The organism is Candidatus Symbiopectobacterium sp. NZEC151 (genome assembly GCF_025962655.1).
Lineage (GTDB): Bacteria > Pseudomonadota > Gammaproteobacteria > Enterobacterales > Enterobacteriaceae > Symbiopectobacterium.
In genome coordinates this window covers 146,314-171,754 of record NZ_JAGFPE010000002.1, presented here as the reverse complement: position 1 = coordinate 171,754, position 25,441 = coordinate 146,314, and the positions used below count along the sequence as shown (strand labels likewise).

19 protein-coding genes are annotated in these 25,441 nt (G+C 55.0%); 12 read left to right on the top strand and 7 right to left on the bottom strand.

The features are described from left to right. Positions 1 to 198: 198 nt before the first annotated feature. Complete coding sequence (gene ubiG, locus J5067_RS08900; protein ID WP_264650933.1) at positions 199 to 921, bottom strand: bifunctional 2-polyprenyl-6-hydroxyphenol methylase/3-demethylubiquinol 3-O-methyltransferase UbiG; 723 nt, start codon at positions 919 to 921, stop codon at positions 199 to 201. Positions 922 to 1,142: 221 nt separating this feature from the next. On the opposite strand from ubiG, the gene gyrA reads away from it, so the two are divergent. Together gyrA and rcsC are read left to right on the top strand one after the other, a co-directional pair. Next, entirely contained in the window at positions 1,143 to 3,779 is a 2,637-nt protein-coding gene (gyrA, locus tag J5067_RS08895) for a DNA topoisomerase (ATP-hydrolyzing) subunit A (RefSeq protein WP_264644969.1), read from the top strand. A gap of 121 nt (positions 3,780 to 3,900) precedes the next feature. After that, positions 3,901 to 6,780 (top strand): two-component system sensor histidine kinase RcsC, encoded by a 2,880-nt coding sequence (gene rcsC, locus J5067_RS08890; RefSeq protein WP_264644970.1) that lies wholly within the window; start codon positions 3,901 to 3,903, stop codon positions 6,778 to 6,780. A gap of 133 nt (positions 6,781 to 6,913) precedes the next feature. Here the strand turns inward: rcsC and rcsB are convergent, their stop codons facing one another. Both rcsB and rcsD read right to left on the bottom strand, forming a co-directional pair. Further along, positions 6,914 to 7,567, bottom strand: a complete 654-nt coding sequence (gene rcsB / locus J5067_RS08885; RefSeq protein ID WP_264644971.1) for a response regulator transcription factor RcsB — start codon at positions 7,565 to 7,567, stop codon at positions 6,914 to 6,916. A gap of 8 nt (positions 7,568 to 7,575) precedes the next feature. Continuing rightward, on the bottom strand, positions 7,576 to 10,230 hold the full coding sequence (gene rcsD, locus J5067_RS08880; protein WP_264650932.1) for a phosphotransferase RcsD: 2,655 nt from the start codon (positions 10,228 to 10,230) through the stop codon (positions 7,576 to 7,578). A gap of 324 nt (positions 10,231 to 10,554) precedes the next feature. On the opposite strand from rcsD, the gene J5067_RS08875 reads away from it, so the two are divergent. The 9 genes from J5067_RS08875 to J5067_RS08835 all read left to right on the top strand — a co-directional run bounded on the left by J5067_RS08875 (position 10,555) and on the right by J5067_RS08835 (position 19,481). Next, positions 10,555 to 10,887: a type II toxin-antitoxin system RelE/ParE family toxin gene (locus J5067_RS08875; RefSeq protein ID WP_264628196.1), complete on the top strand. Its 333-nt coding sequence runs from the start codon at positions 10,555 to 10,557 to the stop codon at positions 10,885 to 10,887. Position 10,888: 1 nt separating this feature from the next. Beyond that, complete coding sequence (gene nadS / locus J5067_RS08870) at positions 10,889 to 11,173, top strand: NadS family protein (protein ID WP_264628197.1); 285 nt, start codon at positions 10,889 to 10,891, stop codon at positions 11,171 to 11,173. A 360-nt stretch (positions 11,174 to 11,533) separates the two neighbouring features. Then, complete coding sequence (gene menF, locus J5067_RS08865) at positions 11,534 to 12,877, top strand: isochorismate synthase MenF (protein WP_264650931.1); 1,344 nt, start codon at positions 11,534 to 11,536, stop codon at positions 12,875 to 12,877. Between the two features lie 107 nt (positions 12,878 to 12,984). After that, complete coding sequence (gene menD / locus J5067_RS08860) at positions 12,985 to 14,715, top strand: 2-succinyl-5-enolpyruvyl-6-hydroxy-3-cyclohexene-1-carboxylic-acid synthase (RefSeq protein WP_264650930.1); 1,731 nt, start codon at positions 12,985 to 12,987, stop codon at positions 14,713 to 14,715. Positions 14,716 to 14,729: 14 nt separating this feature from the next. Next, positions 14,730 to 15,533 (top strand): 2-succinyl-6-hydroxy-2,4-cyclohexadiene-1-carboxylate synthase, encoded by an 804-nt coding sequence (menH, locus tag J5067_RS08855; RefSeq protein ID WP_264650929.1) that lies wholly within the window; start codon positions 14,730 to 14,732, stop codon positions 15,531 to 15,533. Between the two features lie 51 nt (positions 15,534 to 15,584). Next, entirely contained in the window at positions 15,585 to 16,442 is an 858-nt protein-coding gene (gene menB, locus J5067_RS08850; protein ID WP_264644976.1) for a 1,4-dihydroxy-2-naphthoyl-CoA synthase, read from the top strand. Then, complete coding sequence (menC, locus tag J5067_RS08845; protein WP_264650928.1) at positions 16,442 to 17,416, top strand: o-succinylbenzoate synthase; 975 nt, start codon at positions 16,442 to 16,444, stop codon at positions 17,414 to 17,416. Before menB ends, menC begins: the two co-directional genes overlap by 1 nt. Then, positions 17,404 to 18,810: an o-succinylbenzoate--CoA ligase gene (menE, locus tag J5067_RS08840; protein ID WP_264650927.1), complete on the top strand. Its 1,407-nt coding sequence runs from the start codon at positions 17,404 to 17,406 to the stop codon at positions 18,808 to 18,810. Before menC ends, menE begins: the two co-directional genes overlap by 13 nt. Before the next feature lie 128 nt (positions 18,811 to 18,938). After that, complete coding sequence (locus tag J5067_RS08835; protein ID WP_264650926.1) at positions 18,939 to 19,481, top strand: YfaZ family protein; 543 nt, start codon at positions 18,939 to 18,941, stop codon at positions 19,479 to 19,481. Positions 19,482 to 19,568: 87 nt separating this feature from the next. On the opposite strand, the gene tyrP is transcribed toward J5067_RS08835, so the two are convergent. Next, positions 19,569 to 20,777 (bottom strand): tyrosine transporter TyrP, encoded by a 1,209-nt coding sequence (gene tyrP / locus J5067_RS08830; protein WP_264650925.1) that lies wholly within the window; start codon positions 20,775 to 20,777, stop codon positions 19,569 to 19,571. Positions 20,778 to 20,983: 206 nt separating this feature from the next. On the opposite strand from tyrP, the gene J5067_RS08825 reads away from it, so the two are divergent. Then, entirely contained in the window at positions 20,984 to 22,180 is a 1,197-nt protein-coding gene (locus tag J5067_RS08825) for a nicotinamide mononucleotide deamidase-related protein YfaY (RefSeq protein WP_264650924.1), read from the top strand. Between the two features lie 324 nt (positions 22,181 to 22,504). On the opposite strand, the gene J5067_RS08820 is transcribed toward J5067_RS08825, so the two are convergent. From J5067_RS08820 to J5067_RS08810, 3 genes are all read right to left on the bottom strand, one after another. Further along, positions 22,505 to 23,383, bottom strand: a complete 879-nt coding sequence (locus J5067_RS08820) for a co-chaperone YbbN (protein ID WP_264644982.1) — start codon at positions 23,381 to 23,383, stop codon at positions 22,505 to 22,507. A 132-nt stretch (positions 23,384 to 23,515) separates the two neighbouring features. Beyond that, the gene (locus J5067_RS08815; RefSeq protein ID WP_264650923.1) at positions 23,516 to 24,292 is read right to left on the bottom strand and encodes an SDR family oxidoreductase; all 777 of its coding nucleotides are present in this window, start codon (positions 24,290 to 24,292) and stop codon (positions 23,516 to 23,518) included. A 124-nt stretch (positions 24,293 to 24,416) separates the two neighbouring features. Next, entirely contained in the window at positions 24,417 to 25,439 is a 1,023-nt protein-coding gene (locus J5067_RS08810) for a tyrosine-type recombinase/integrase (RefSeq protein WP_264627694.1), read from the bottom strand. Positions 25,440 to 25,441: the final 2 nt, after the last annotated feature.

Genomic DNA, 25,441 nt, shown 5'->3' with positions numbered 1-25,441 from the left:
TTACACAGTGGCTAAACGCCTGTAGCGTTGCGGCCTTAACTTTTGTCAATGGATGGGGATAAAAAAATAAAAAATTGATCGGTTGCCGCTTTTTTCCGCGCACAGAAAATGCTTAATTTGATCAGCGTCTAAGGTTATGACTGAAGAGGGAATGGCAGATTGGCGACGATATCACCAATCTGCGTTCCAAACGCTGAGTTATTCCGCCTCGCGCTGCGTATGCAGCATATAGTTCACATCCACGTTAGGACCGAGCGTAAAACGATCGCGCAGCGGATTATAATGCAGACCGGTGATATGCTGGTCGGCCAGCGAGGTGCCGTCCACCCAGTCCAGCAGTTCTGCCGGGCGAATAAATTTCTTCGCGTCATGGGTGCCTTTGGGCACCATTTTCAGCACGTATTCGGCACCGAAAATCATCAACAGCCAGGCTTTGGCATTACGGTTGATGGTCGAGAAAAACACATGTCCGCCGGGTTTGACCAGGGCGGCACAGGCGCGCACCACCGATTGCGGGTCTGGCACATGTTCCAGCATCTCCATACAGGTCACAACGTCATAGCGCCCGGCGTGCACCGCTGCGTGAGACTCCACGGTTTCCTGCACATAGTGCACGCTAACGCCGCTCTCCAGCGCGTGCAACCGGGCTACCTGCAACGGTTCGGCCCCCATATCTAATCCGGTAACCTCTGCCCCTTCGCGCGCCATGCTCTCCGCCAGAATGCCGCCACCGCAGCCGACATCCAGCACCTGCTTGCCAAACAGCCCATCGGCGCGGCGCGCGATATAATCAAGTCGCAGCGGGTTGATGCGGTGCAGCGGTTTGAACTCGCCTTCCAAATCCCACCAGCGTGAGGCGACGGCTTCAAACTTGGCGATTTCATCATGATCGACATTGTGCGTCGGTGTTTCTGCGTTCATGCGGTATACCACCTTTTGTTATTCTCATCTGCGGTGAGTATATCGGGTGTACGCAGGATGTAGTAGCGATTCTCCCTTTCGCTTCAGCGATGGAAAAGGCGGTGAATGAAAGAAAAGCGTCATTACTCGTGCGCGTATTTTCCCTGTGAGGTGGGTTTTGTGCTATCATTTTCCACCTTTTGAACTCGGGTTGATGCATTAAATAGAGGGATAGCGGCTCCATGAGCGACCTTGCCAGAGAAATAACACCGGTCAATATCGAAGATGAGTTGAAAAACTCATATTTGGACTATGCCATGTCCGTTATTGTCGGGCGTGCCTTGCCTGATGTTCGTGACGGCCTGAAACCCGTGCACCGGCGCGTGCTCTTCGCGATGAGCGTGCTGGGAAATGACTGGAACAAACCCTATAAAAAATCGGCCCGTGTGGTCGGCGACGTAATCGGTAAATACCACCCGCACGGTGATTCCGCCGTGTATGAAACCATCGTGCGTATGGCGCAACCTTTCTCCTTGCGCTATATGCTGGTGGATGGTCAGGGCAACTTCGGGTCAATAGACGGCGACTCCGCGGCGGCCATGCGTTATACCGAAATTCGCATGTCGAAAATCGCCCACGAGCTGCTGTCGGATCTGGAAAAAGAGACGGTAGATTTTGTGCCCAACTACGATGGCACAGAACAGATCCCCGATGTAATGCCGACGCGTATCCCTAACCTGCTGGTGAACGGTTCTTCCGGTATCGCCGTGGGGATGGCAACCAACATTCCGCCTCATAATCTGACGGAAGTGATCAACGGCTGCCTGGCGTACATTGAAGATGAAAACATCAGCCTGGAAGGGTTGATGGCGCACATCAAAGGGCCGGATTTCCCGACCGCCGCAATCATCAACGGCAGACGTGGCATTGAAGAAGCGTACCGCACCGGGCGCGGCAAAATTTACATCCGCGCACGCGCTGAAGTAGAAGTGGACGAGAAAAATGGTCGTGAGACCATTATCGTGCACGAAATTCCCTATCAGGTGAACAAGGCGCGTCTGATTGAGAAAATTGCCGAACTGGTAAAAGAGAAACGCGTCGAAGGCATCAGCGCATTACGCGATGAGTCTGATAAAGACGGCATGCGCATCGTGATTGAGATCAAACGTGATGCCGTGGGCGAAGTGGTACTGAATAACCTCTATTCTCTGACTCAGCTTCAGGTCTCGTTCGGCATCAACATGGTGGCACTGCATCAGGGTCAGCCGAAGATTATGCCGCTCAAGGATATTCTGGTTGCCTTTGTTCGTCACCGTCGTGAAGTGGTGACGCGCAGAACCATTTTTGAACTGCGCAAAGCGCGCGAGCGTGCCCATATTTTGGAAGGGCTGGCGGTTGCGCTGGCAAATATCGATCCGATCATTGAAGCGATTCGCAATGCGCCAAACCCGGCGGAAGCCAAGGCGGCATTGATTGCTCGTGCGTGGGATCTGGGCAACGTCGCGGCGATGCTGGAACGCGCCGGTAATGATGCTGCACGTCCTGACTGGCTGGAGCCGGAATTCGGTATTCGCGACGGTAAATACTACCTGACCGAGCAGCAGGCACAGGCGATTCTGGATCTGCGGTTGCAAAAGCTGACCGGTCTGGAACACGAAAAACTGCTGGATGAGTATAAAGAGCTGTTGGTACAAATCGCCGAGCTGCTGCATATTCTGACCAGCCCTGAGCGCCTGATGGAAGTCATTCGCGAAGAGCTGGAAGCCATCAAGGCCCAGTACAGTGACGAACGCCGTACCGAAATCACTGCCAACAGCGCTGACATCAATATCGAAGACCTGATCAATCAGGAAGATGTGGTGGTTACGCTCTCGCATCAGGGCTATGTTAAATACCAACCGCTGAGCGACTATGAAGCGCAGCGTCGTGGGGGCAAAGGCAAGTCAGCGGCACGTATCAAGGAAGAAGATTTTATCGACCGTCTGCTGGTGGCCAACACCCATGACACGATCCTCTGCTTCTCCAGCCGTGGCCGCCTCTATTGGTTGAAAGTGTACCAACTGCCGGAAGCGAGCCGCGGTGCGCGTGGGCGTCCTATCGTCAACCTGTTGCCGTTGGAGCCGGAAGAGCGTATCACTGCCATTCTGCCAGTGCGTGAATACGAAGCAGGCCAAAACGTGTTTATGGCGACCGCCAGCGGCACCGTGAAGAAAACCGCGCTGACCGAGTTTAGCAATCCACGTTCGAAAGGGATTATTGCCGTTAACCTCAATGACGGCGACGAACTGATCGGCGTTGATTTGACGGACGGTGAGAACGAAGTGATGCTGTTCTCTGCGGAAGGCAAGGTGGTGCGTTTCTCCGAAGCGGCAGTGCGCGCTATGGGACGTACCGCTACCGGTGTGCGCGGTATCAACCTTCAGGGTGACGATCGCGTGGTGTCTCTGATCGTGCCGCGCGGCGAGGGGGATATCCTCACTGTGACGCAAAACGGCTTCGGTAAGCGTACTGCGGTGAGTGAATACCCGACCAAATCTCGTGCGACCAAAGGCGTTATCTCTATCAAAGTGAGCGAGCGTAACGGTAAGGTTGTCGGTGCGGTGCAGGTCGATGAACTGGATCAGATCATGATGATCACCGATGCCGGTACGCTGGTGCGCACCCGTGTTTCTGAGGTCAGCATCGTAGGCCGTAACACCCAGGGCGTGACGCTTATCCGCACCGCGGAAGACGAAAACGTGGTAGGGCTGCAACGTGTTGCTGAGCCGGTCGAAGATGAAGAGCTCGACAGCGTGGCAACTGCGCCAGGTGAAGTCGCCGAAGAAGAAGACGGCATTGATGATGCCGAAACTGACGACGATGTGGCTGACGACGAATAATCGCTCGCTACACCGGTGAAACCAAAGCCAGCATCTCAGATGCTGGCTTTTTTTATGCGCTCTCGGTACTGTATCGGCAAGCCTTTGCCTTGCAACCGTTTACCAACCCGATGGAATAAATTTGAAATACCTCGCTTCATTTCACACGACGCTGAAAATTTCCCGCTACCTGTTCAGGGTGCTGGCGATGATGTTATGGATGCTGGGAGCGCTGATTTCCATCTTCTATTTCAGCAAGGTTCTTAACGATAAAGAAGCCGAGTTACGCCTGGAATATAACCAGAGCTACGATCAGTCGCAGGAGTATATTCGTCGCACCACGGACATCGTGCGGGAATTACGTTATGTGGCCGTCAGTCATGTCAACATGGCGCCCGCACACGCCATACCGCCTGCCGCCAACACCCTGCGTACGCCGCTGCTTTCACTTTATCCCTTAACCGCAGGTGCAGACTGTCAGGCGATCTACCAGACCCAAAAAGGGCAGTTGGATGCCGTCAGCGCATTTTTTACCGATTGGCAGGATAACTTCTCTACCGTATACGATCTGAACCGGGTGTTTTTTGTCGATGGCGCCTGGCAGTGCATGATGGATTTTGGCATCCGTAATCAGGCGCTGGATCGCGATAATTTGTTGCAGAACCTGCAAGAGCGTTTTGCCGATAAAAAGCATGCCACCCAGGGCGAATGGCGCGATGAAACGGTATATTGGATAACCCCGGCCTCCGATCCTGACATCGGCTATCTGTATGCCATTACGCCGATTTATAAAGGGGATCGTCTGGAAACCCTGATGGGCATTGAGCAAACCATCCGTCTGGATGATTTTGTTGCCGCAGGTAAATTTACGGTCGGTGCCAAACTGCTCGATCAGTTCAACCAACCGTTGCTGCAATTTACCGATAAAGAGCGCAACGGATCGATGACCTCCAGCTACCCGAACGATCGCACCTATTTTGGTTATGTGGACGGTTACGACGAAATTATCCTGAAGAAAGCCTTACCGCCAACCACCTTTAATATTGTCTATTTCATGCCGTTCAGCGTGCTGTTGTCGCAGTTGAACTCGCTGATTATCAACATGGTGCTGTTAAATCTGCTTTCTGCGCTGGTGCTGTTTATTCTCGCCTGGACGTTTGAACGCAAGATGTTTCTGCCCGCGCAAATTAATGCGTTTCAACTGGAAGAGAACGAGCAGTTTAACCGTAAAATCGTCGCCTCTGCGCCGGTGGGCATTTGTATTCTGCGCATCAGTGATGGCACCAATCTGCTCAGCAACGAACTGGCGCACAATTACCTGAATTTGTTAACCCATGAAGACCGGCTCAAGATCACACGCATTATCTGTGAACAGCAATCAAAATACGTCGATGTGGTCACCAGCCGGAACCATCACCTGCAAATCAGTTTCGTTCATTCGCGTTATCGCAATGAAAATGTGGCAATTTGCGTGCTCTCCGATGTGAGCGCACGGGTGAAGATGGAAGAGTCTCTGCAAGAAATGGCGAATGCCGCTGAACAGGCGAGCCAGTCGAAATCGATGTTTTTGGCTACGGTCAGCCACGAACTGCGCACGCCGCTGTACGGGATCATTGGTAATCTGGATTTGCTCCGCACCAAAAGTCTGTCGAAAGATGCGAATCGATTGGCGGCGGCGATGCAGAACTCCTCGGCGCTGCTGCTAAAAATCATCAGCGATATTCTCGACTTTTCCAAGATAGAGTCGGAACAGCTTAAAATTGAACCCGCTATTTTCACCCCACAGGAAGTGGTCAGCCACATTACCAGCAACTATCTGCCGCTGGTGGTGCGAAAAAATCTGACGCTCTACTGCTTTATCGATCCGTCGGTGCCCGCGACGTTGTCCGGAGATCCGGTGCGTTTGCAGCAGGTACTCTCCAATCTGGTGAGCAATGCGATTAAATTTACCGATACCGGCTGCATTATCTTTCAGGTGTGTTGCACCGACGGCTATCTCGAATTTTGGGTACGTGACACCGGCGTGGGCATCAATCCCCGCGAAGCGCTCAAGCTGTTCGATCCCTTTTTCCAGGCGGGCAGCGGCGTTCAGCGCCATTTTCAGGGAACCGGACTGGGGTTGGCTATCTGTGAAAAGCTGGTGAACCTGATGGATGGCGACATGTCGCTGATATCGGAGCCGGGGCTGGGCAGCCAGTTTGGCATTCGCATTCCGCTTTATCAGGCACATTACCAGGCACGAACGGTCAGTGATGCACTCAGGCAGAAAACCTGCTGGCTGCGGATGCGTAATGCCAGTCTTGAGCACAACGCGCTGAGTTTGCTGCATCAATATGGTCTCTCTGCTGCACGGTATTCTGATCAGGCGGTGCAGGAGGACGACATCGTCATCAGCGATTATCCACAGGCTACGCCGCCGCTCTCGCGCTGGAGCGTGTTGTTTAGTCACGTGCACATCGGCAGCGCACAGGAGAGGGAGGCAGGGCGCTGGGTCATGAGCACCGCTGGATTGCCGGATTTGCCGACGCTGCTGGAACGCCTGTGCCGCCACAAAGACGGAGAAGAAGATACCGTGGCCGTGCCGGGGACGCGCGTCCAAGCGCACTATAACCTGGTGGAAAATAGCGACATATTGATTATGGTGGTGGACGATCATCCAATAAACCGTCGCTTGCTGGCCGATCAGCTTGGATCGCTGGGGTATCAGGTCATTACCGCTAACGATGGCGTGGATGCGTTAAGCACGCTGGCAAAGAAAACGGCAGATATCGTGCTGACCGATGTCAACATGCCGAATATGGATGGTTATACGCTGACGCGCACCCTGCGTGCACAGCGCTGGGAAGCGCCGGTGATTGGCGTCACCGCCAACGCGCTCGCGGAAGAACGACAACGTTGTTTGGCGGCGGGGATGGACAACTGTTTATCGAAACCGGTTACGCTGGATGTGCTGCAACAGTGTTTGTCGCAGTATAGCCAGCAAGTGCGTGAACAGCGTACTCATTCAACAGGAAAGGGTTAACACCCGTCGTCGTTCCTGCGAATAACCATCACGTCATCCTCGGCGAAAGCCGGGGATCTCTTGCAGAATACATGCGTTCATTCTGCAAGAGATTCCCGCTTTCGCGGGAATGACAGAGGGAGTGGGGGAATGTTTAGGCGCCCTCGTTTGGCTCGGCACCGTTGATAGAGGACAGGTATTTCAGCAGGGCAATATCGTTGTCGACGCCCAGCTTGGTCATGGCAGATTTTTTCTGGCTGCTGATAGTTTTGATGCTGCGGTTAAGCTTTTTGGCAATTTCTGTCACCAGAAAGCCTTCTGCAAACAGGCGCAGCACTTCGCTCTCTTTCGGTGACAGGCGTTTGTCGCCGTAACCGCTGGCGCTGATCTTTTCCAGCACCTTGGCAACGCTATCCGGGGTGAATTTCTTGCCCTTTTGCAAGGCAGCCAGCGCTTTGGGCAAATCGGTCGGTGCCCCTTGCTTCAACACAATGCCTTCAATATCAAGATCTAACACCGCGCTCAAAATGGCGGGGTTGTTGTTCATTGTCAGCACAATGATCGCCAGATGGGGAAAATGGCGTTTGATGTATTTGATCAGTGTGATGCCATCACCGTATTTATCGCCAGGCATGGATAAATCGGTAATTAACACGTTGGCATCAAGTTTCGGCAGATGGTTGATCAGTGCTGTCGAGTCTTCAAACTCGCCCACCACGTTAACCCACTCAATTTGTTCAAGCGATTTTTTAATGCCAAAAAGGACAATCGGATGGTCGTCAGCGATAATTACGTTTAAATTACTCATCGTTTTATTTACTCGTCTTGTTGGCCATTAGGCTGCAATAATACACGGACAAGTTCGTCGATCTCATCAAGGTCGTTTTTGATTTCTTCACTCGCCTGTTCGGTAATATGCCGCTCAAGTTGTTCACACAATTGTTTGCCAGGGTGCAGATTTAGCATGGCAAACACACCCTTAAGTCGATGCGCCGTTTGTGCCAGCGTTGAAAAGTCGCCTGCTTCTGCATCAGTATACAGTTTGGCAATGTCGTCGGGTACCGTTTCAACGAACAGCGAAAAATAGTCGCTGGCTTTCAGTTGCCGGGCATATTCTTGAATATCCGTCGGTGCAGCGTCGAGCGTCGTGGACTCAAACTGTTGCTCAATCAAGGTCAATAATGCGTCTTGCAGTAACTGACTGATATTAAAATTGGTGCGTAAACGCCTCGGTGCCAGTATGGTCACCTGGGTATCCTCACCGTTCACCAGCAGCGTGTTATCCGCCATTTTTGCTTCATCATCGACAATGCGCAGGTCGAACTCCTGAGGCATCTGTCGCTCATCAGCGTTGATACATTCTGCCCCCCAACTGGCGAGCAGGTGCTGCACGATCTGCCGTACCTCATTGGCGGTGATGTCTAACAGCACCGTCATGTCTTCCAGCAGTTTTTCGTCTTCATCCCGGCTGCTGGCGCTGGCGGGCAGCGTGAACGTCAACTGGTAGTGCGTGCCGAGATCTTGCTTGCTGGCGATACTTAGCTCTCCGCCAAGCTTGCGTGCCAGTTGATGGCAGAGGAACAGCGCAAACCCTGAGTTTTGCCGGGAACGATCCGCAGACGGCACCGTTAGCCAAGGGTGGCGCAGATTATCCAGTTCTGCCGCTGACATGCGGGTGCCGGTATCACTGAGCCGGATAGTGAGTTTGTCCGCCTGCTGGGCATCCGCTTCCAGTGTGAGCGTAATCTTGCCGTAATCCGTATTGGTGATGGCGTAATCGAGCAACAGCTGCAGCGCTTTTTGCAGCATGTCCATGTCGCCCATATACAAACGTTGCGGCTCCAGACGGTAGTGATGAAACAGGTGCAGCCCTTTCTGGGAAAGGCGCGGCAGGCTGGCAAGCAGCAAGCTATCCATCATGGCTAAGGGAGAAAATGGCACCACTTCCGGCTGCCACGCGTCGCTGTCGAGCTGGTCATGGAGCGCAATATTATCCAGCAGTGCGATCGTTTGCGCCGTTTCATCCGAGGCTTTACCTAACAGTCCCGCGCGAACGTCGTCATCCGTGGTTTGCGCCAGGGACAGCAAGTGTTGCTGCAAGGCCTGCATTGGCGTATGCAGCTCCTGACGCAGGTTGGTTAACAGCCGTTGACGCGCCAGCACGTTTTTATCATATTCCCGCTGCGCCAATTGCATCTTTTTATGCACCAGGATTTCTTTATCCTGCTCGCGAATCAGAAACAGATTGTGCTCTGGCATCTGCGGCTGGCTGAACTGCAAAATCTCATACATCTCGTTGTTGATGGTTGCCTGCACTACGCCCTGATGCTCGCGCGCCATCGCGGCGATTTTCTCCAAACTCAGGTGAGGCAACAGATGTTCGGCAATGGCGTTTTGTACCACCACGCGGTTGGCAGCAAAATCATAAACCAGAATGCCAACGGGGATGCGTTTCACGATCTCCTGATAGAGCGCCTGCTGTTTACGCAAGCGCGGTGACGGATCGTCGCGCGCATCGCGGTTGGGCTGACGCCACAGGTAGAACCCCGTGAGGGTCAGCGCCAGCAGCGCCAGATTCAGCAGCAGCAACCAGATATTATTACGCGCCATATCGGCAGCGAATTGCCGCAGAGGTAACTGATAAACGATGTTTACCGGCGCGTTAACCAGCGGTGCCGCCACCTCTAACAGCGAACCGTTTAACTGGACGCGGGTGGTATCGTCGTTGTTGGTGAACGCTTCACTGCTGGCACCCACGGTGTCCGCGCGCAGAATGAAATTGTCGCGCGACAGCGTATGCGGGATCAGATCGTTGATGGGCAAATCAAAGGCGATAATGGTCGCCAGATGGCCCGGCTGGTTGAAGGTGGTGCGCAGCGTAAAATAGTAGTCATTATAAAAGCGCAGCTTACGGATCGGGGAGAAGCTCTCGCGTTCATCGAGCGCGTTCGACTGTTGCAGCATCTCCGTGCGCCGGGCTTCGGCAATGGCGGTGATATAGCTGCCGCGAAACTGTGCGGAAATATCCTTCAATATCTGCGTGGAAATCATGCTCAGGCTGTTATCTACGCCGTTGAGGTAGTACATGGAGTAGATATCGCTCTCTGCGCCCCACAGGATATCGAGATAACGTGAAATCTTGCGTACCGCGCTCAGCGTTGATTTATCGTGCTGACCAAAAATCAGCGCATCGGTTTTCTGGCCGTTTTTCTCCACATAGAACACCTCTGGCAGCAGACTGATGGCACTGACGTTATCTTCACCACCCGCGTCGTTGTTCAGATTGCTATAAATTTGGTAGGTGAAAAAGCGGTAGGTGTCGATGCGCTTTTGCATCCCCAGGGCGAGGGTGTTGAGCGTAGACTTCTTCTCTGCCAACCAGCTGTTCACGATATTGTAGCTCAGCGTGCCGGTCGTCAGCAGTAGCAGCAGGGTGAACAGGGTAAGGTAGCGAAGCAGACTCGCAGGCATGATGACAGTTCCTACTTGGCAGTGCGTAAAGATGAGAGAATGAAATTTTTGTCCGGCTCCCTTTTTATCATAACTTCCCCACTGAATCGAAACTTCCTTAATGCCGTTGGCTAACTTCCGAGATTAATCGGAACAGTTAACCCTTTTTGCTGTGATATTCACCAGTGTTTAGGGATAACGCTCCCAATCTGGGAACGTTATCCCTGCATCTTGTGTGCTGTTCAGCTCGGGTTTTAGATCGCTTTGCGCATAATTGCGCACCATTTCATGGTGTACATAGTACTCAATTGGTGTACTATGTACCCTTGCAGGGAGAGCATTTCAGTGAGCTATGGGATAGCGTTTATCGAAACTCCGATCTTTACTCGTCAGATAAAGCAGATTGCCACTGATGATGAGCTTAAAACACTACAGAGAACGCTTATCGAATCGCCAGAAAAAGGCGACCTGATACCGCAAACGGGTGGATTGCGAAAAATCAGAATGGCCGTGGGTGCTAAGGGAAAAAGTGGTGGTGTCAGAGTGATTTATTTTCTGGCAACGGTCGAGGTCATCTATCTTGTGTTGGCCTACTCGAAAAGCATGAAAGAAAGTCTGAGCGACGCAGAGAAAATTGAACTGAAAAAATTAACGGCATTATTGAAAGGTGAGGTGTGAAATGCGTTTATTTGACGAACTAAAAATGTCTTTGGAAGAGGCTGTCGATATCAAGCAGGGAGGTAAGTCTCCCGCGCGTGTTACCCACTACGATATTGCAGATGTTCGGGCGATAAGAGAACAGCTCAATATCTCTCAGGGTGAAATGGCAAAAGCACTTGGAACCAGCATTGATACCATCAAAAGCTGGGAAGCTAAACGACGTAACCCCACTGGGCTTGCGGCAAAAGTATTGGCGACCATTCAGGCTAATCCCGCTTTCTTTTATGAACTGGCTGCGCATTGATGAATTTTACCATCTCTGACCGCTAACCCTTATCGGGCCAATTTGTTTATTTTTGCTGTCGTGATAGCCCATATTTCTGTCTCTGATTAGCATGACGGCCAAAAAAAAGCCGGTAAAAACCGGCGAAAGGATCGGAAATTGGGAAATAAATGATGATAGCAACACCATTTTACCGCGTTGCGTTCGCTGCTTTTGTCGATTAATGCGATTACTTATTGCGCGATCATCGCCATAATGCGCAGCCCCCGTTTGCTGTTGTGCTTGTTTACAATGATTTGACCGTGGATAGCACGCAAGCCTGTCTCACATCATCCGCTTTTTGCCGTATAATCTCGTGCTTTACGTTTGAGTTTTGGGGTAATGGTGAAACAACTTTCTCACTTGTTGCGTCGTATGCAGCAGGTATTGCGTGAACCACAGCCAGCAATGCCGGGAAGCCGACAGCTCGTCGTCTCTTTGACCGTGGATGTCGCGGCGGCAGAAGAGAGTGAGCCGTCATTGTTGCCCTGGTTGGCCACCCAGCCCGTCTATCCCCAGTTTTACTGGCAGCACCGGCAGGAGCCTGAAGAGGCTGCCGTGTGCGGTATCGTGCGCGGTTTTCGTCATATCAGTGATGCCGAAGGGTTTTTTCAGCGCTATCGCAGTGCGCCGGATGTGCGTGTCTGGGGCCTCAACGGCTTTGAGCACAGCGCCGTAGAAGGGGGAGATCCGGCCGACTATCTCTTTTTACCGCGCGTTGAAGTCATGCGGCAGGGCAATCAACTGAGCCTCAAGGTGAATCTCTTCAGTGAGACCTCGTTGCAGGAAGATACCGATGAAGCTGCTGCGTTTATCAAATTCCTGTTGCCTGCGCATCCCATTGCGCCGCTGACCAGTCGCATTGTGGCGCAACAGCACCGACCTTCGCGGGAAGGGTGGGTTAGCATGCTCGAACGGGCACTGGCGAGCATCGCTGCCGATGAGATGGAAAAAGTGGTATTGGCGCGCTGTACCACGTTGACGCTGTCGCAGCCGCTGCGCGCGGCCAGTATGATGGCCGCCAGCCGTGCCGCCAATCATCGCTGTTTCCACTTTATGCTGGCCCACAATGCAGAACAGGCCTTTATGGGCTCCAGCCCTGAACGCCTGTATTTTCGTCAGGGGACCATGCTGAACACGGAAGCGCTGGCCGGAACGGTCGCCAGCGATGACAACGACCACACCGCCGAGACGCTGGCGCAGTGGCTGATGAACGACAGAAAAAACCAGTGTGAAAACCAGTTTGTGGTGGAAGATATCAGCCAGCGTTTGCAGCAATCCGCCGCTACGTTGGATGTTATGCCCCCGGAAGTGATAAGGTTGCGTAAAGTGCAACATTTGCGTCGCGCGATCCGCGCCACGCTGCATCAGGCTTCTGATACTGCCTGCCTGAATGATTTGCAGCCGACAGCGGCGGTGGCTGGGTTGCCACGTCAGGCTGCGCGTGCGTTTATTCGTCAGGTCGAGCCTTTTACACGCGGCTGGTACGCGGGTTCTGCCGGTTATCTTTCACTGGCGCAGGCCGAGTTTTGCGTTGCCTTGCGTTCAGCAGAGATCAATGGCGACAAAATTAACCTTTACGCCGGTGCAGGCATTTTGCCGGGATCTGATCCAGAGCAAGAATGGGTCGAGCTGGATAACAAAGCAGCAGGGTTAAAGACACTATTCGACGGCGAAGTGTCATAGTTTTGTTTTATCTTTGTTGTGCAGAGTGCGGGTTTATATCAAAGTCAGCCTCATGAAAAAAAATATAATAAGCGGCATATCCTGAAATCAGAGCAGTCGAGTCCACCATGTCAACAAGTGTATTTAATCGTCGCTGGGCCACATTATTACTTGAGGCGTTGACTCGTCATGGCGTTCGCCATATTTGCATCGCGCCGGGCTCGCGCTCAACACCGTTAACGCTGGCTGCGGCTGCGCATTCAGCGGTGATTTGTCACACCCATTTTGACGAGCGTGGGCTGGGCCATCTTGCGCTTGGCTTAGCCAAGGCATCGCGTGAACCGGTGGCGATCATTGTGACGTCTGGCACGGCAACTGCCAATCTTTATCCGGCAATCATTGAGGCTGGGTTGACCGGGGAGCGATTGGTGGTGTTGACTGCCGATCGCCCACCCGAATTGATTGACTGTGGCGCTAATCAAGCCATTCGCCAACAGGGCATGTATGCTTCTCACCCGACTCAGGTGCTCAATTTGCCGCGTCCAACGCCGGATTTGCCCGCGCGCTGGCTGGTGTCGGCGATCGATGGTGCGCTGGGGGAATTAACCCACGGCGCATTGCATATCAACTGCCCCTTTGCTGAACCCCTGTACGGCCCCGATGACGACGATTTGTACCAGGACTGGCTGGCCACGCTGGGCGGATGGTGGCAAACGCGCGCTCCCTGGCTGCGGGTGGCACATCCAACGGCGGTTGCGGTGGAGCCTGATTGGCCGCTGTGGCGCAAAAAACGCGGCGTGGTTCTGGTCGGCCGAGTGACCGCGCAAGAAGGGGCGCAGTTGACGGCCTGGGCCGAAACCTTAGGCTGGCCGTTGGTTGGCGATGCGCTATCGCAAACCGGCCAACCGTTGCCTTACGCAGATTTGTGGCTGGCGCACCCGACCGCCGTGCAGCAATTGCAGGCGGCCGAAGTGGTATTGCAATTTGGCGGCAGCCTGACCGGAAAACGCGTGTTGCACTGGCAGGAGCACTGCTGTCCTCAGGAGTTTTGGCTGATCGATCCGATGCCGGGGCGACTCGATCCTGCCCATCATCGCGGGCGTCGTCTGGTAGCACCGGTCAGCGACTGGCTTAACGCCCATCCGGCGCACGCGCAGGCACCGTGGGCGCGCGGGTTGTCGGCATGCGTCGCGGCGGTGCGTGATTATGTGGCCGCGCGCTTGGCGGGACCCTTTGGTGAAGCGCCATTGGCACACCGTGTGGCAGCATTGCTGCCACCAAATGGCCAGCTGTTTGCCGGCAATAGTCTGGTGATTCGCCTGATCGATGCACTGGCGCAGTTGCCGGGTGCCTATAACGTGTATGGCAATCGCGGTGCCAGCGGCATTGATGGCCTGATCGCCACGATGGCGGGGGTCCAGCGGGCAAACGGGTTACCGACGCTGGGGATTGTCGGCGACCTCTCCGCGCTATACGACATGAACTCGCTGGCGTTGCTGCGTCACGCACCGGCTCCGCTGGTGCTGCTGGTGGTGAACAACAACGGCGGACAGATTTTCTCTTTGCTGCCGACGCCCGCTCGGGCGCGAGAAACCTTTTACTGTATGCCGCAAGACGTGGAATTCAGCCATGTTGCTGCCATGTTCGGGCTGAACTACGTGCGGGCGGAAAGCTGGCAACAGGTGAGCGAAGCCACGGCGGCTTGCTGGGCGCAGGGCGGCGTAACCTTGCTGGAAGCGGTTGTCGACGCCAAGGCGGGCGCTGACACGCTCAATCAACTCGCGACGCAGGTTGCCAGCGGTGAGATTGAGACACAGCTGGAAAGCGACATTGCCCGTTTAGAACCGCTCCCGCTATGATCGCTGGGCCCTCCATGAGCTTGCACTGCCTGCGTATTGCGCCTCCCGATGTTTCGCCCGAGACGCCCTGGCTGGTGCTGTTGCACGGGTTGCTGGGTCGCGGTGATGACTGGCAGGCGCTGTGCCCGTTGCTGCAAGAGTGGCCCATTCTGCAAGTGGATTTACCGGGGCATGGTGCTTCGACGTGCGTGCCTGTCCGTGATTTTAGCGAGATGCGCCAGCAGTTAGCGCTGACGCTGCGCGCGCAGGGTATCCATCATTACTGGCTGATTGGCTATTCGCTCGGCGGGCGTATCGCGATGGATTTCGCGGCCTCCGTCGCGGGGGACGCAGCGGCGGGATTGCGTGGCCTGTTGGTGGAAGGCGGCAACCCAGGGCTGATGGATGACACAGAACGTCAGGCACGCGTGGAGCACGATGCGCGCTGGGCGCAGCGTTTTCGCCGCGAACCCTTATCCGTGGTGCTTGCTGACTGGTATCGTCAGGGCGTATTTGCCGATTTGGATGATGAGTCGCGCCAGACGTTAGTGTCATTGCGCAGCAACAACGATGCCGTCGCCGTGGCTGATATGCTGGAAGCCACCTCGCTCGGTCGGCAACCGTGGTTATTGGATGCGGTGCGCCGTAGCGGTTTACCCTTTGGGTATCTGTGCGGCGCGCAGGATCAAAAATTTCAGGCTATTGCCCAGACATACCGCTTGCCGCTGCTGTCGGTTGCGCGGGCGGGCCACAATGCGCACCGTGCCAACCCGGCAGGCTATGCGCAACAGATACGTAGGTTTATCTCTTTGCCCGATGCCGCACAGGCGCAGGGCTGATTCTCTCTCTGCCACGGTAGCGCCCTGGCACCCTATGAAGGAAGGAACACCATGCTTTATCCGAGTGAAGAACTGCTGTATGCCCCGGTTGAATGGCACGATTGCAGCGGTGATTTTGTCGATATTCTCTACCACAAATCGACGGACGGCATTGCCAAAATCACCATTAACCGCCCGCAGGTGCGCAACGCGTTCCGTCCACTGACGGTAAAAGAGATGCTCCAGGCGCTGGAAAATGCCCGCTATGACGACGGTGTCGGCGTGATTATTCTTACCGGTGCCGGTGACAAAGCGTTCTGTTCCGGTGGCGATCAGAAAGTGCGCGGCGATTACGGCGGTTATCAGGATGACAGCGGCGTTCATCACCTCAACGTGTTGGATTTCCAGCGTCAGATTCGTACCTGTCCGAAACCGGTGGTGGCGATGGTTGCGGGTTACTCTATTGGTGGTGGTCATGTACTGCACATGATGTGCGATCTGACCATTGCGGCAGAAAACGCGATTTTCGGGCAAACCGGTCCGCGCGTCGGTTCCTTTGACGGCGGGTGGGGCGCTTCTTACATGGCGCGTATCGTCGGGCAGAAGAAGGCGCGTGAAATCTGGTTCCTGTGCCGCCAATACGATGCGGCTCAGGCGCTGGATATGGGACTGGTCAACACCGTTGTGCCGTTGGCTTCCCTGGAGAAAGAAACGGTGCGCTGGTGCCGCGAAATGCTGCAAAACAGCCCGATGGCGCTGCGCTGCCTGAAAGCGGCGCTCAATGCCGATTGCGACGGTCAGGCAGGGCTTCAGGAACTGGCTGGCAACGCGACCATGTTGTTCTACATGACGGAAGAAGGGCAGGAAGGCCGTAACGCCTTCAACGAAAAACGCCAGCCTGACTTCAGCAAGTTCAAGCGTAATCCATAATGCGTAGCGCATCGGTTTATCGCTATAGCGTTCCGATGGACGCAGGCGTGGTGTTGCGCAATCAGCGGCTAAAGACCCGCGAGGGGCTGATCCTGCATTTGCGCGATGGCGCGCACCAAGGCTGGGGCGAAGTTGCCCCGTTGCCGGAATTCAGTCAGGAAACGCTGCCGCAAGCGCAGGCTGCCCTGTGTGCCGCGCTGACACAGTGGCAAACGGGAGACACGCCGGACGCCGCCGGATTGCCACCGTCGGTAGCGTTCGGGCTAAGCTGTGCGCTGGCTGAGTGCGACGCGCGCTTGCCGCTGGCTGCCGATTACCGCAAAGCGCCGCTGTGCAGCGGCGATCCGGATGAGCTGTTTGCGCTGCTGCAAGGCATGCCGGGCGACAAAGTGGCGAAAATCAAGGTCGGGCTGTACGAAGCGGTGCGTGACGGCATGATCGTCAACGTGCTGCTGGAAGCGCTGCCGGATTTGACGCTGCGTTTGGATGCCAATCGCAGTTGGACGCGCGCCAAAGCTGACGGTTTTGCGCGCTATGTGGCACCGGAATTGCGCTCACGCATCGCGTTTCTTGAAGAGCCGTGCAGAACCCGTGAAGAGTCCCGCGCGTTTGCCCGTGACACCGGTATTGCTATCGCCTGGGATGAGAGCGTGCGTGAGGCGGATTTTCGCGTGCAGGCCGAACCCGGCGTGAGCGCCATTATCATCAAACCGACGCTGGTGGGCAGCCTGACACGCTGCGAGCAGTTGGTGCGTGAGGCGCATCAGGCCGGTTTGACGGCGGTAATCAGCTCCAGCATTGAGTCGAGTCTGGGGCTGACGCAGTTGGCGCGCATCGCCCAGTGGTTGACGCCGAACGTTGTTCCCGGCCTGGATACGCTGGATCTGATGCAGGGACAGGTGGTACGCGCCTGGCCGGACAGTGTGCTGCCGCTGCAATCGTTGGAATCACTGGATAAGGTATGGCAGGCATAACGGATTGGCCCTGGCGACATTGGGCAGCGCGTAAACCGCAGGCGTTTGCGCTAACGGTGGAGGCGCAGGCGTGGAGCTGGCAACAGCTGTCCTCGCACTGCGCTGCGCTTGCCGCAGCGTTTTCCCGGCAAGGGGTTAACCCTGACGATATCGTGGCACTGCGTGGGAAAAACAGTGCCGAGATGCTGTTCAGCTATCTGGCGTTGCTGCAATGTGGCGCGCGGGTGTTGCCGCTGAATCCGCAATTGCCGGCGTCGCTGCTGTCCACGCTGTTGCCATCGCTTGGCGTGGCGCATTTTCTTTCTGTCGCACCCGCTGAAGATGAACCCTTAACGCCCTTCAATCAACTGCACTATCCCAATAATGTCACCGCCGAGACGCCGTCAGCGCGACCATCACCTGAATGGCAGGCTTCTCGCCTGGCTACTCTGACGCTGACCTCCGGTTCCAGCGGGCTGCCGAAGGCGGCGGCGCATGCTTTCTCCGCTCATATTGCCAGTGCGCAAGGCGTTGTTGAACTGATGGCCTTTACGGCACAGGACAGTTGGCTGTTGTCGCTGCCGTTGTTTCACGTCTCGGGGCAGGGCATTGTCTGGCGCTGGCTGACGGCGGGAGCGCGGCTGGTGCTGCGCAGTGCGCAACCGTTGGAGCTCGCGTTGCAGGATTGCTCATACGCCTCATTGGTGCCGACACAGTTGTGGCGTTTATTGGCGCAAGACACCTTGCCTGATTCGTTACGCGCCGTGTTGCTCGGCGGTGCGGCGATTCCGCTGGAACTGACCCAGCAGGCTGAGGCGCGAGGCATTCGTTGCTGGTGTGGCTATGGCATGACGGAAATGGCCTCAACGGTCTGTGCCAAACGGGCTGATGGCCGAGCTGGCGTCGGTCTTCCTTTACTGGCGCGTGAAATCGACGTGCAGGACGGCGAGATTCTGCTGCGTGGCGACAGCATGGCCGCAGGATACTGGCGCGACGGTGCATTGTTGCCGCTCACCGACAGCAACGGCTGGTTTCATACGCGCGACAGCGGCGTATTCCAACACCATGAGTGGCACGTGCTGGGGCGGTTGGATAATCAGTTCTTCAGCGGCGGTGAAGGCATTCAGCCGGAAAATATTGAAGCGCTGCTGCTGGCGCATCCGAAGGTTAAACAGGCTTGCGTGGTGCCGGTGCCGGATGCCGAATTCGGTCAGCGTCCGGTGGCCGTAATAGACGTCTCCCCCGACGTGACGCTCGCGGCGATCCGCGACTGGCTCACGCCGCAGTTGGCGGGCTTTCAACGTCCGGTCGCCTACTACGCGTTGCCCGCTGAATTACACGGCGGCGGCATCAAAATTGCGCGGGTTCAGGTGCAAGCCTGGGCGGAAACAATCTATCGCGATGGCGCGAATTAAGCGCTTTTTTTACGCGTTCGTTGATGATATTAATGCAATTTGTTGCTGGTCACCGGGGCTGATTCAGGTAAAATCCCTCAGATGCGATGTCTTGGTAGCGTTTAATGATCGATTTAAGGATAAACACAATGAAAAAGATTGCGATTGCCCTGGCAGGCAGCCTGCTGCTGGCAACAGCGACGGCTCAGGCTATCAGCCTTTCCGGGGAAGCGGGCGATGACTATGCGGGCGCGAATGCGGGCTTTGGTCTGGGCGTTCCTGGTCTCGGCGCTAACGTCAGTTACGGTCACGGTAAAGATAACAACGACGTGTACGGTTTCGGGCTTGGTTATACGCTGCCGCTGGGCGCGCTATCACTGACAGTGGGCGGCAAAGCGCTCTATTTGAACCAGCAACACGCGACCGACGGTTATGGTGTGGCGCTGGGCGGTGGGTTGCAGTTCCCGATCAACCGCTATTTCTCCCTGTATGGTGAAGGGTATTATGCGCCGGACGCGTTCTCCAGCCATATCGATCACTATGTGGAAGCAAAAGGTGGCGTGCGCTGGCAGGTATTGCGTCCGCTGAACCTGGATCTTGGCTACCGTTACATCAATATCGGTGGCGAAAGTGGTCGCTCTGATAACAAAGTGGCCGATACGTTCTATCTGGGCGCTGGCTTTACTTTCTAAGCCAACGCGTAGCGCCATAAAAAACGGGTGTTCGCTGAGCGACACCCGTTTTTGTTGGGCGGTGTTTAGCCCTAATGGGATAGGCTATTAGCCCACCGTTGGCAGCCAGCCACTCGCCATGGCGCACTGGATGGCAATAATGCCGATGCCGCATAAAAACACCAGCAGTAGCGCCGGTGTACCGCCCGGCGTCGATCTTCCCACCGGATGTTGTTGCCGCACGCGCCAACTGAGCAGCGCCGGAATTAACAACGCCAGCACCGCGAGCGCAATGGCGGCATACCCCAGCGCCATGACAAATCCTTGCGGATAGAACAGCGCAAAAATCAGCGGCGGCAGAAACGTCAGTGTACCGGTTTGTAGCCGTCCACGGGCATTGTTCTGGCGTTTGAACAAATCGGCCAGATAGTCAAACAGGCCAAGCGCCACGCCAAGGAAGGAGGTCGCCAGCGCCAAATCGGCGAAAAGGTGTACCGCAACCTCTACGTGGGGAGAGGCCACCAACGTTCGGATCGCTTGCATCAGCCCATTCAGACCGGCTTGCTGCGCCAGGATCGCCGTGAAGGTGTTGCCACTCAGCGCGCCAAGCGTTGCCAGTTGCCAGAACAGATACACAAACAGCGGGATGGCGCTGCCGATGATAAAGATGCGGCGCAGCTTGCGACTGTCTCCCCCCATGTAATGCACAATGCTGGGAATGCTGCCGTGAAAACCAAACGAGGTCAGTACCACAGGCAGTGCGGAGAGCGTGAGCCCCTGTTGCAGCGGAAGCGTCAGCAGGTTCTGCTTTTCGACGTGCGGCATCATCATCCCCAGCATGACCAGCAGCATCAGCAATTTTCCGCTGAACAACAGACGGTTAAAGAAATCTACCGACGTGGTACCAATGCACACCACGCTGCCCGCTAACAGGGTAAACAGCAAAATACCCGCAGACGATGGGAGCGCGTAGCCACTCCACTGGTGCAAGCTGCTTGCCAGCAGTTCGCCTGCGCCACTGATATAGGCGGCGGTGAGGGCATACATCAAAAACAGCATGCTGAAGCCCGTGAGCCATTGGCCCCACTGACCCAGATAAATTTTAGCCAGCGTGCCCAAACCGGTTTGGGACGGCTGATATTGATAGACTTCGACCAGTAATAACGCGCTGTAGCACATCAACAGCCACAGGCTTAACAAGATAGCGAAGGTGACGCTAAAACCCACGCCGGAGGTTGCCAACGGCATGGCGAGCATACCCGCGCCAATGGTGGTGCCTGCAACGATAAATATGCTGCCAAATGTACGATTTTTCACCCTTTCTCCTGAGCGTGATGGTATCTCTTTTTCTTATGGCTGCGCAGACTAGAGTATTCCGTAAAGTATGTCAAAACGCCGTTACGACGGCTGTAAAGTTGGCGTTACGATTTAGGCGCTTTCACAAAAAGTGGGCGGCGATGAGCGCAGCGATTGTCTTTCTGCGAGGGAATTTTTACAGTGAAAGAAAAACACAGGAGTAGCACATGCTGAGGGTGGAGATGTTGTGTACCGGAGACGAAGTGCTCCACGGACAGATTCTGGATACTAACGCGGCCTGGTTGGCGGATTACCTGTTTGAACAAGGTATACCGATGACCAGCCGTATGACGGTAGGTGACAAGCTGGAAGAACTGGTAGCGGCGCTGACGCAACGTAGCCAGATTGCCGATGTGCTGATCGTGAACGGTGGCCTGGGGCCAACCAGCGACGATCTAAGCGCGCTGGCAGCCGCAACGGCGGCAGGGGAAGGGCTGGTAGAACATCCTGAGTGGATTGCGCGCATGGAGGCGTTTTTCACTGAGCGCGGCCGGGTAATGGCACCGAGCAACCGTAAACAGGCGCAGATTCCTACCAGTGCCGAGGTGGTGGATAACCCGATAGGGACAGCCTGTGGCTTTATGTTAACGCTGAACCGTTGCCTGATGTTCTTTACGCCCGGCGTACCGTCGGAATTTAAACGGATGGTGGATGAGCAGATTGTGCCGCGCCTGCGTGAGCGTTTTTCTGTGGCCGCTGCGCCGTTGTGCCTGCGCTTGACCACTTTTGGTCGCTCAGAGAGCGATTTGGCAAACCAGCTCGACAGCCTGCCGCTGCCGGAAGGGGTGGTGCTGGGCTATCGCTCCTCCATGCCGATCATTGAATTGAAACTGACCGGCCCGGCATCGCAGCGAGCCGCGATGGAAGCGGCGTGGGAGACGGTGCGCTCGGTGGCGGGTGAAAACGCCTTGTTCGAAGGAACGCAAGGTTTACCGGCCCAACTGGCGCAGCGCCTGTCCGAGAAAGGCTTGACGTTGGTGGTCGGTGAGTCATTTACCGCTGGTCTGCTCCATTGGCAACTGAATGCCGCACAGGTGCCGCTTAACGGCGGTGCGCTGTGGTCACAGACGCCGTTTGCCTCGTTGACCGTGCTGGCAGAGGTGGCAAACCGTTTGGCTGACGAGCATCAGTCTTCGTTGGCGCTGGTGGTGAGCGATCGTCAGGACGATCGTTTATCCCTTGCATTGCACACCCCGGAAGGCACCTTTGCCCAGGCGATTTCGTTCAATGTGACGCGCTACAGCCTGCAAACCCATCAGGAGGTGGTCGCCATGCTGGCGATGAACATGCTGCGCCGCTGGCTGAATGGTTGGTCACCGTACGGTGGGCATGGTTGGATCACGGTGGTGGAAACATTAGGGTAGGCACCCTGGGTGCAAAAGCGATTTATGCCACTGATTGGCTTGTTTTCGTGCGCGAATATTACCGTGTTTCTCTGCTAACGGCGTAGCACGCGCCCGACGAGGGGTGTGCAGTCGCCCACACCCCTCGACCCCGCGCTTTTTGCGCAATGATGCCGCTGCGCGGTACCTTCGCAAACGGGGTCGCCGGACGGACCGCGCCTGACGTGCTCCCGGCACGGCAGGCGCTTTCGCCGCATCCTTGCGGCTCATCCTGGCGTCCCCTTATTGCTCAGCATCATTGGACGCGGGAGTTCAAAACCCTAAAAGCGCATAACAGACAGAGGATTAATATAATAGCGCGTAAAGTTGGCGTCTGTAGCGCGATGCAAGCGCATCACCGGTCCCTAGCGCGGCCAAAATATCCATCATGGTTTTACGCGCGTTGCCATCGGCGGCGGCCAGATCTTTTTTCAGCATCACCATCAGGCTTTCCAGCGCTTCTTCGTTGCGTCCTACCTGATGCAACTGCAACGCCAGTTTCACTGCCAGTTCCGCATTGGTCGGATCCGCAGCGAGTTGCTGTTGTAGCTGCTGAATTTCTGGCGTGTCGGCGGCTTGCTTGAGTAGTTCAATCTGTGCCACCAGACTGTGATAACGCGTATCCTGATCCTGCAACGGGATGGTGTCCAGTACCGCTTGCGCATCGTCGCTGCGGTTCAGTTGAATCTGCACTTCGGCCAGCATCAGGCCGATATCGCTACGCTGCTGGCTCAGTTGCCAGGCATCTTTAAGCAACGTCAGCGCCGCCGGGAGATCGCCTTCCTGAATACGCTGCTGCGCTTCTGCCACTTTCAGCTCTTCTTCGCGCGGCAATACCCGTTGCAGCAGATCGCGGATCGCTTCTTCTGGCTGCGGGCCCTGGAAACCGTCCAGCGGTTGACCGTCTTTAAACAGATAAACCGTCGGAATGGCGCGCAAACCAAACTGCGCCGCCACGCGCTGTTCTGCATCACAATCAACCTGCGCCAGAATAAACTGACCGGCATATTCCTGTGCCAGTTTGTGCAGCACCGGCGTGAGCGTCTGGCAGTGTTGACTGCGTTCTGACCAGAAATAAAACAGCACCGGCAGTTGCGTGGATTGCTCCAGCAACTGATGCAGGTTGGTCTCGTTAACATCCATCACGCTCGCGTAATGGGCGGTGTTGGCATTGGGATCTAGCATGGCAATCTCTCTCATCCGTTTCAGGGATAAATGGGGGCGAATAACGCCATTTCAAGCGGTTGTACTGTTCATCGTTCCACCGCGCTGTCGGCGGAATCGTGATGACTATGGGTCAATAGTATATGCCGTTAATCAAGAACGGGTACGCAATATCCCATCCAGCCAGCGGGCAGGTAACAGGCGACGCAGTACGGTAAGCGCGTGTGCTACCAGCGTTACCGGATAGCGCAGTTTGGGGCGCGGGCTTTCCAGCGCATGACGCAATTTTGGCAGTATCGCCTCAGGCGGCAGGGTAAAACGCCGGGCAATGCCGGGATTGGTAACGGGCGCTTCCGCCTGCATTTGCGATACATTATCGGTAAAGCGCGTGGCGATAGGCCCGGGTTCAATCAGGCTGACCTGCAGACCGCTGCCGTGCAGTTCCATGCGCAGTGTGTCCGACCAGGCTTCCAGCGCGTATTTGCTGGCCGCATAGGCACCGCGCCCCGGCGTGGCGACAAACCCCATCACGGAGCTGGTCTGAATAATGCGTCCTTCGCCGTGCGGCAGCATGGCGGGCAGCAAACGTAGCGTCAACTGGTGCGTGCCGAACAGGTTGCTGGCAAACTGCTGTTCGAGTTGCTGACGCGAAATAGTGTTCAGCGGGCCATAAACCCCATAGCCGGCGTTATTAAACAGCCCGTACAGTCGATTGCCGGTCAGTGCGATAACCTGCTCGGCCGCCGCCTCCACGCTGTCAGGATCGTCCAGATCGAGCGCAATGCCTTCAAGCCCCAACGTGTTCATGCGCTGCACATCCTCGGTGCGGCGGCAGGCGGCCAACACGCGATAGCCGCGTTGGTGTAAGTCCAATGCCGCAATCAAGCCAATGCCGCTGGAGCAACCGGTAATCAAAACCGTTTTTTGCATAACTTAACATACCCTTGAATTTAATATTGTTTTTATTAAAAACAATAAGTTGGTGATGTTTTGTGTCATCCTTATTACCACAAGTTAACACCGTGTGCCGCCACTTTGCCGCCACCACGTTGCACTAGTCACCGCAGGCTACAACTGGGTTTTTCGTGGTTGCATCTTCTAAGTGATTGGGCGAAAAATGAGCATAAATCATTGTCATTGTGATTTCAGAATGCCCCAATATTTCCTTTAATACGAGGATATTCCCGCCGTTCATCATAAAGTGACTAGCGAACGTATGCCTTAATACGTGAGTAAACTGGTTCTTCGGTAGCGCGATTTTTGCCATTTTCAGCACTGACTTAAAGCGCTTGTAGACATTCTCGAACAAGCGGCCTTGCTTCTTAGGAATACTGTCATAAAGTTCTTTGGTTATGGGAACTGTTCGGTTTTTACCGCTTTTTGTGTGAATGAACGTTATTCTATATGGGATGATCTGTGTGCCAGTCATCAATGCCGCCTCGTTCCATCGGCACCCTGTGCTAAGACAGATTTTTACAACGGTTGTTAAATCCTGATTTCCATACCTATCACATGCATCAAGTAACGCCTTAACCTCAGAACCTCTAAGAAAAGATAGCTCACCCTGTTTGACTTTAAATGGATCTAAGTCTTGAATGGGATTCTGATATTTAATGTATTGAAGTTTTTTAAGACGGTTATATACAGTAGTAAGCGCGGTGCATTCCAAATTAATAGTGCTCAGTGATGCCGGTTTCAGAAAGATATTATTATCCTTCCTATACACTTCACCGGCCAATCTCTTTTTCCGGTGTTCAGCTACGTCCTTACCTGTGACACTGGAAGCAATAGGATCGCCCAAAGACTCACATATTATGCTGAGTTTTTGTAATCTAGATATACCGCTGGAGAGTGTTACGCCGTGAACGTCATACCATAACTCGATGAGTTCGCTTAGCGTCCGGTTATCTTCTCTATCTCCAAGCCACGGCTTGCTATCTACCTCAGACATAATATGTTTTTCAAAGGCAACGGCTTCACCTTTTGTCGCAAATTGTTTGCGAACGCGGCGACCTTTTCGGCCTGTTGGGTAGCATTCACATAGCCACTTGCCATCATCTTTTTTTCGGACGGTCACTT

Coding starts and splice junctions, on each gene's coding strand:
- menD (WP_264650930.1), top strand. CDS start 12,985: ATGTCAACAAGTGTATTTAATCGTCGCTGGGCCACATTATTACTTGAG.
- J5067_RS08820 (WP_264644982.1), bottom strand. CDS start 23,383: ATGCTAGATCCCAATGCCAACACCGCCCATTACGCGAGCGTGATGGAT.
- J5067_RS08825 (WP_264650924.1), top strand. CDS start 20,984: ATGCTGAGGGTGGAGATGTTGTGTACCGGAGACGAAGTGCTCCACGGA.
- J5067_RS08815 (WP_264650923.1), bottom strand. CDS start 24,292: ATGCAAAAAACGGTTTTGATTACCGGTTGCTCCAGCGGCATTGGCTTG.
- menF (WP_264650931.1), top strand. CDS start 11,534: ATGGTGAAACAACTTTCTCACTTGTTGCGTCGTATGCAGCAGGTATTG.
- menC (WP_264650928.1), top strand. CDS start 16,442: ATGCGTAGCGCATCGGTTTATCGCTATAGCGTTCCGATGGACGCAGGC.
- menB (WP_264644976.1), top strand. CDS start 15,585: ATGCTTTATCCGAGTGAAGAACTGCTGTATGCCCCGGTTGAATGGCAC.
- menE (WP_264650927.1), top strand. CDS start 17,404: ATGGCAGGCATAACGGATTGGCCCTGGCGACATTGGGCAGCGCGTAAA.
- nadS (WP_264628197.1), top strand. CDS start 10,889: ATGCGTTTATTTGACGAACTAAAAATGTCTTTGGAAGAGGCTGTCGAT.
- gyrA (WP_264644969.1), top strand. CDS start 1,143: ATGAGCGACCTTGCCAGAGAAATAACACCGGTCAATATCGAAGATGAG.
- menH (WP_264650929.1), top strand. CDS start 14,730: ATGAGCTTGCACTGCCTGCGTATTGCGCCTCCCGATGTTTCGCCCGAG.
- J5067_RS08835 (WP_264650926.1), top strand. CDS start 18,939: ATGAAAAAGATTGCGATTGCCCTGGCAGGCAGCCTGCTGCTGGCAACA.
- ubiG (WP_264650933.1), bottom strand. CDS start 921: ATGAACGCAGAAACACCGACGCACAATGTCGATCATGATGAAATCGCC.
- rcsB (WP_264644971.1), bottom strand. CDS start 7,567: ATGAGTAATTTAAACGTAATTATCGCTGACGACCATCCGATTGTCCTT.
- rcsD (WP_264650932.1), bottom strand. CDS start 10,230: ATGCCTGCGAGTCTGCTTCGCTACCTTACCCTGTTCACCCTGCTGCTA.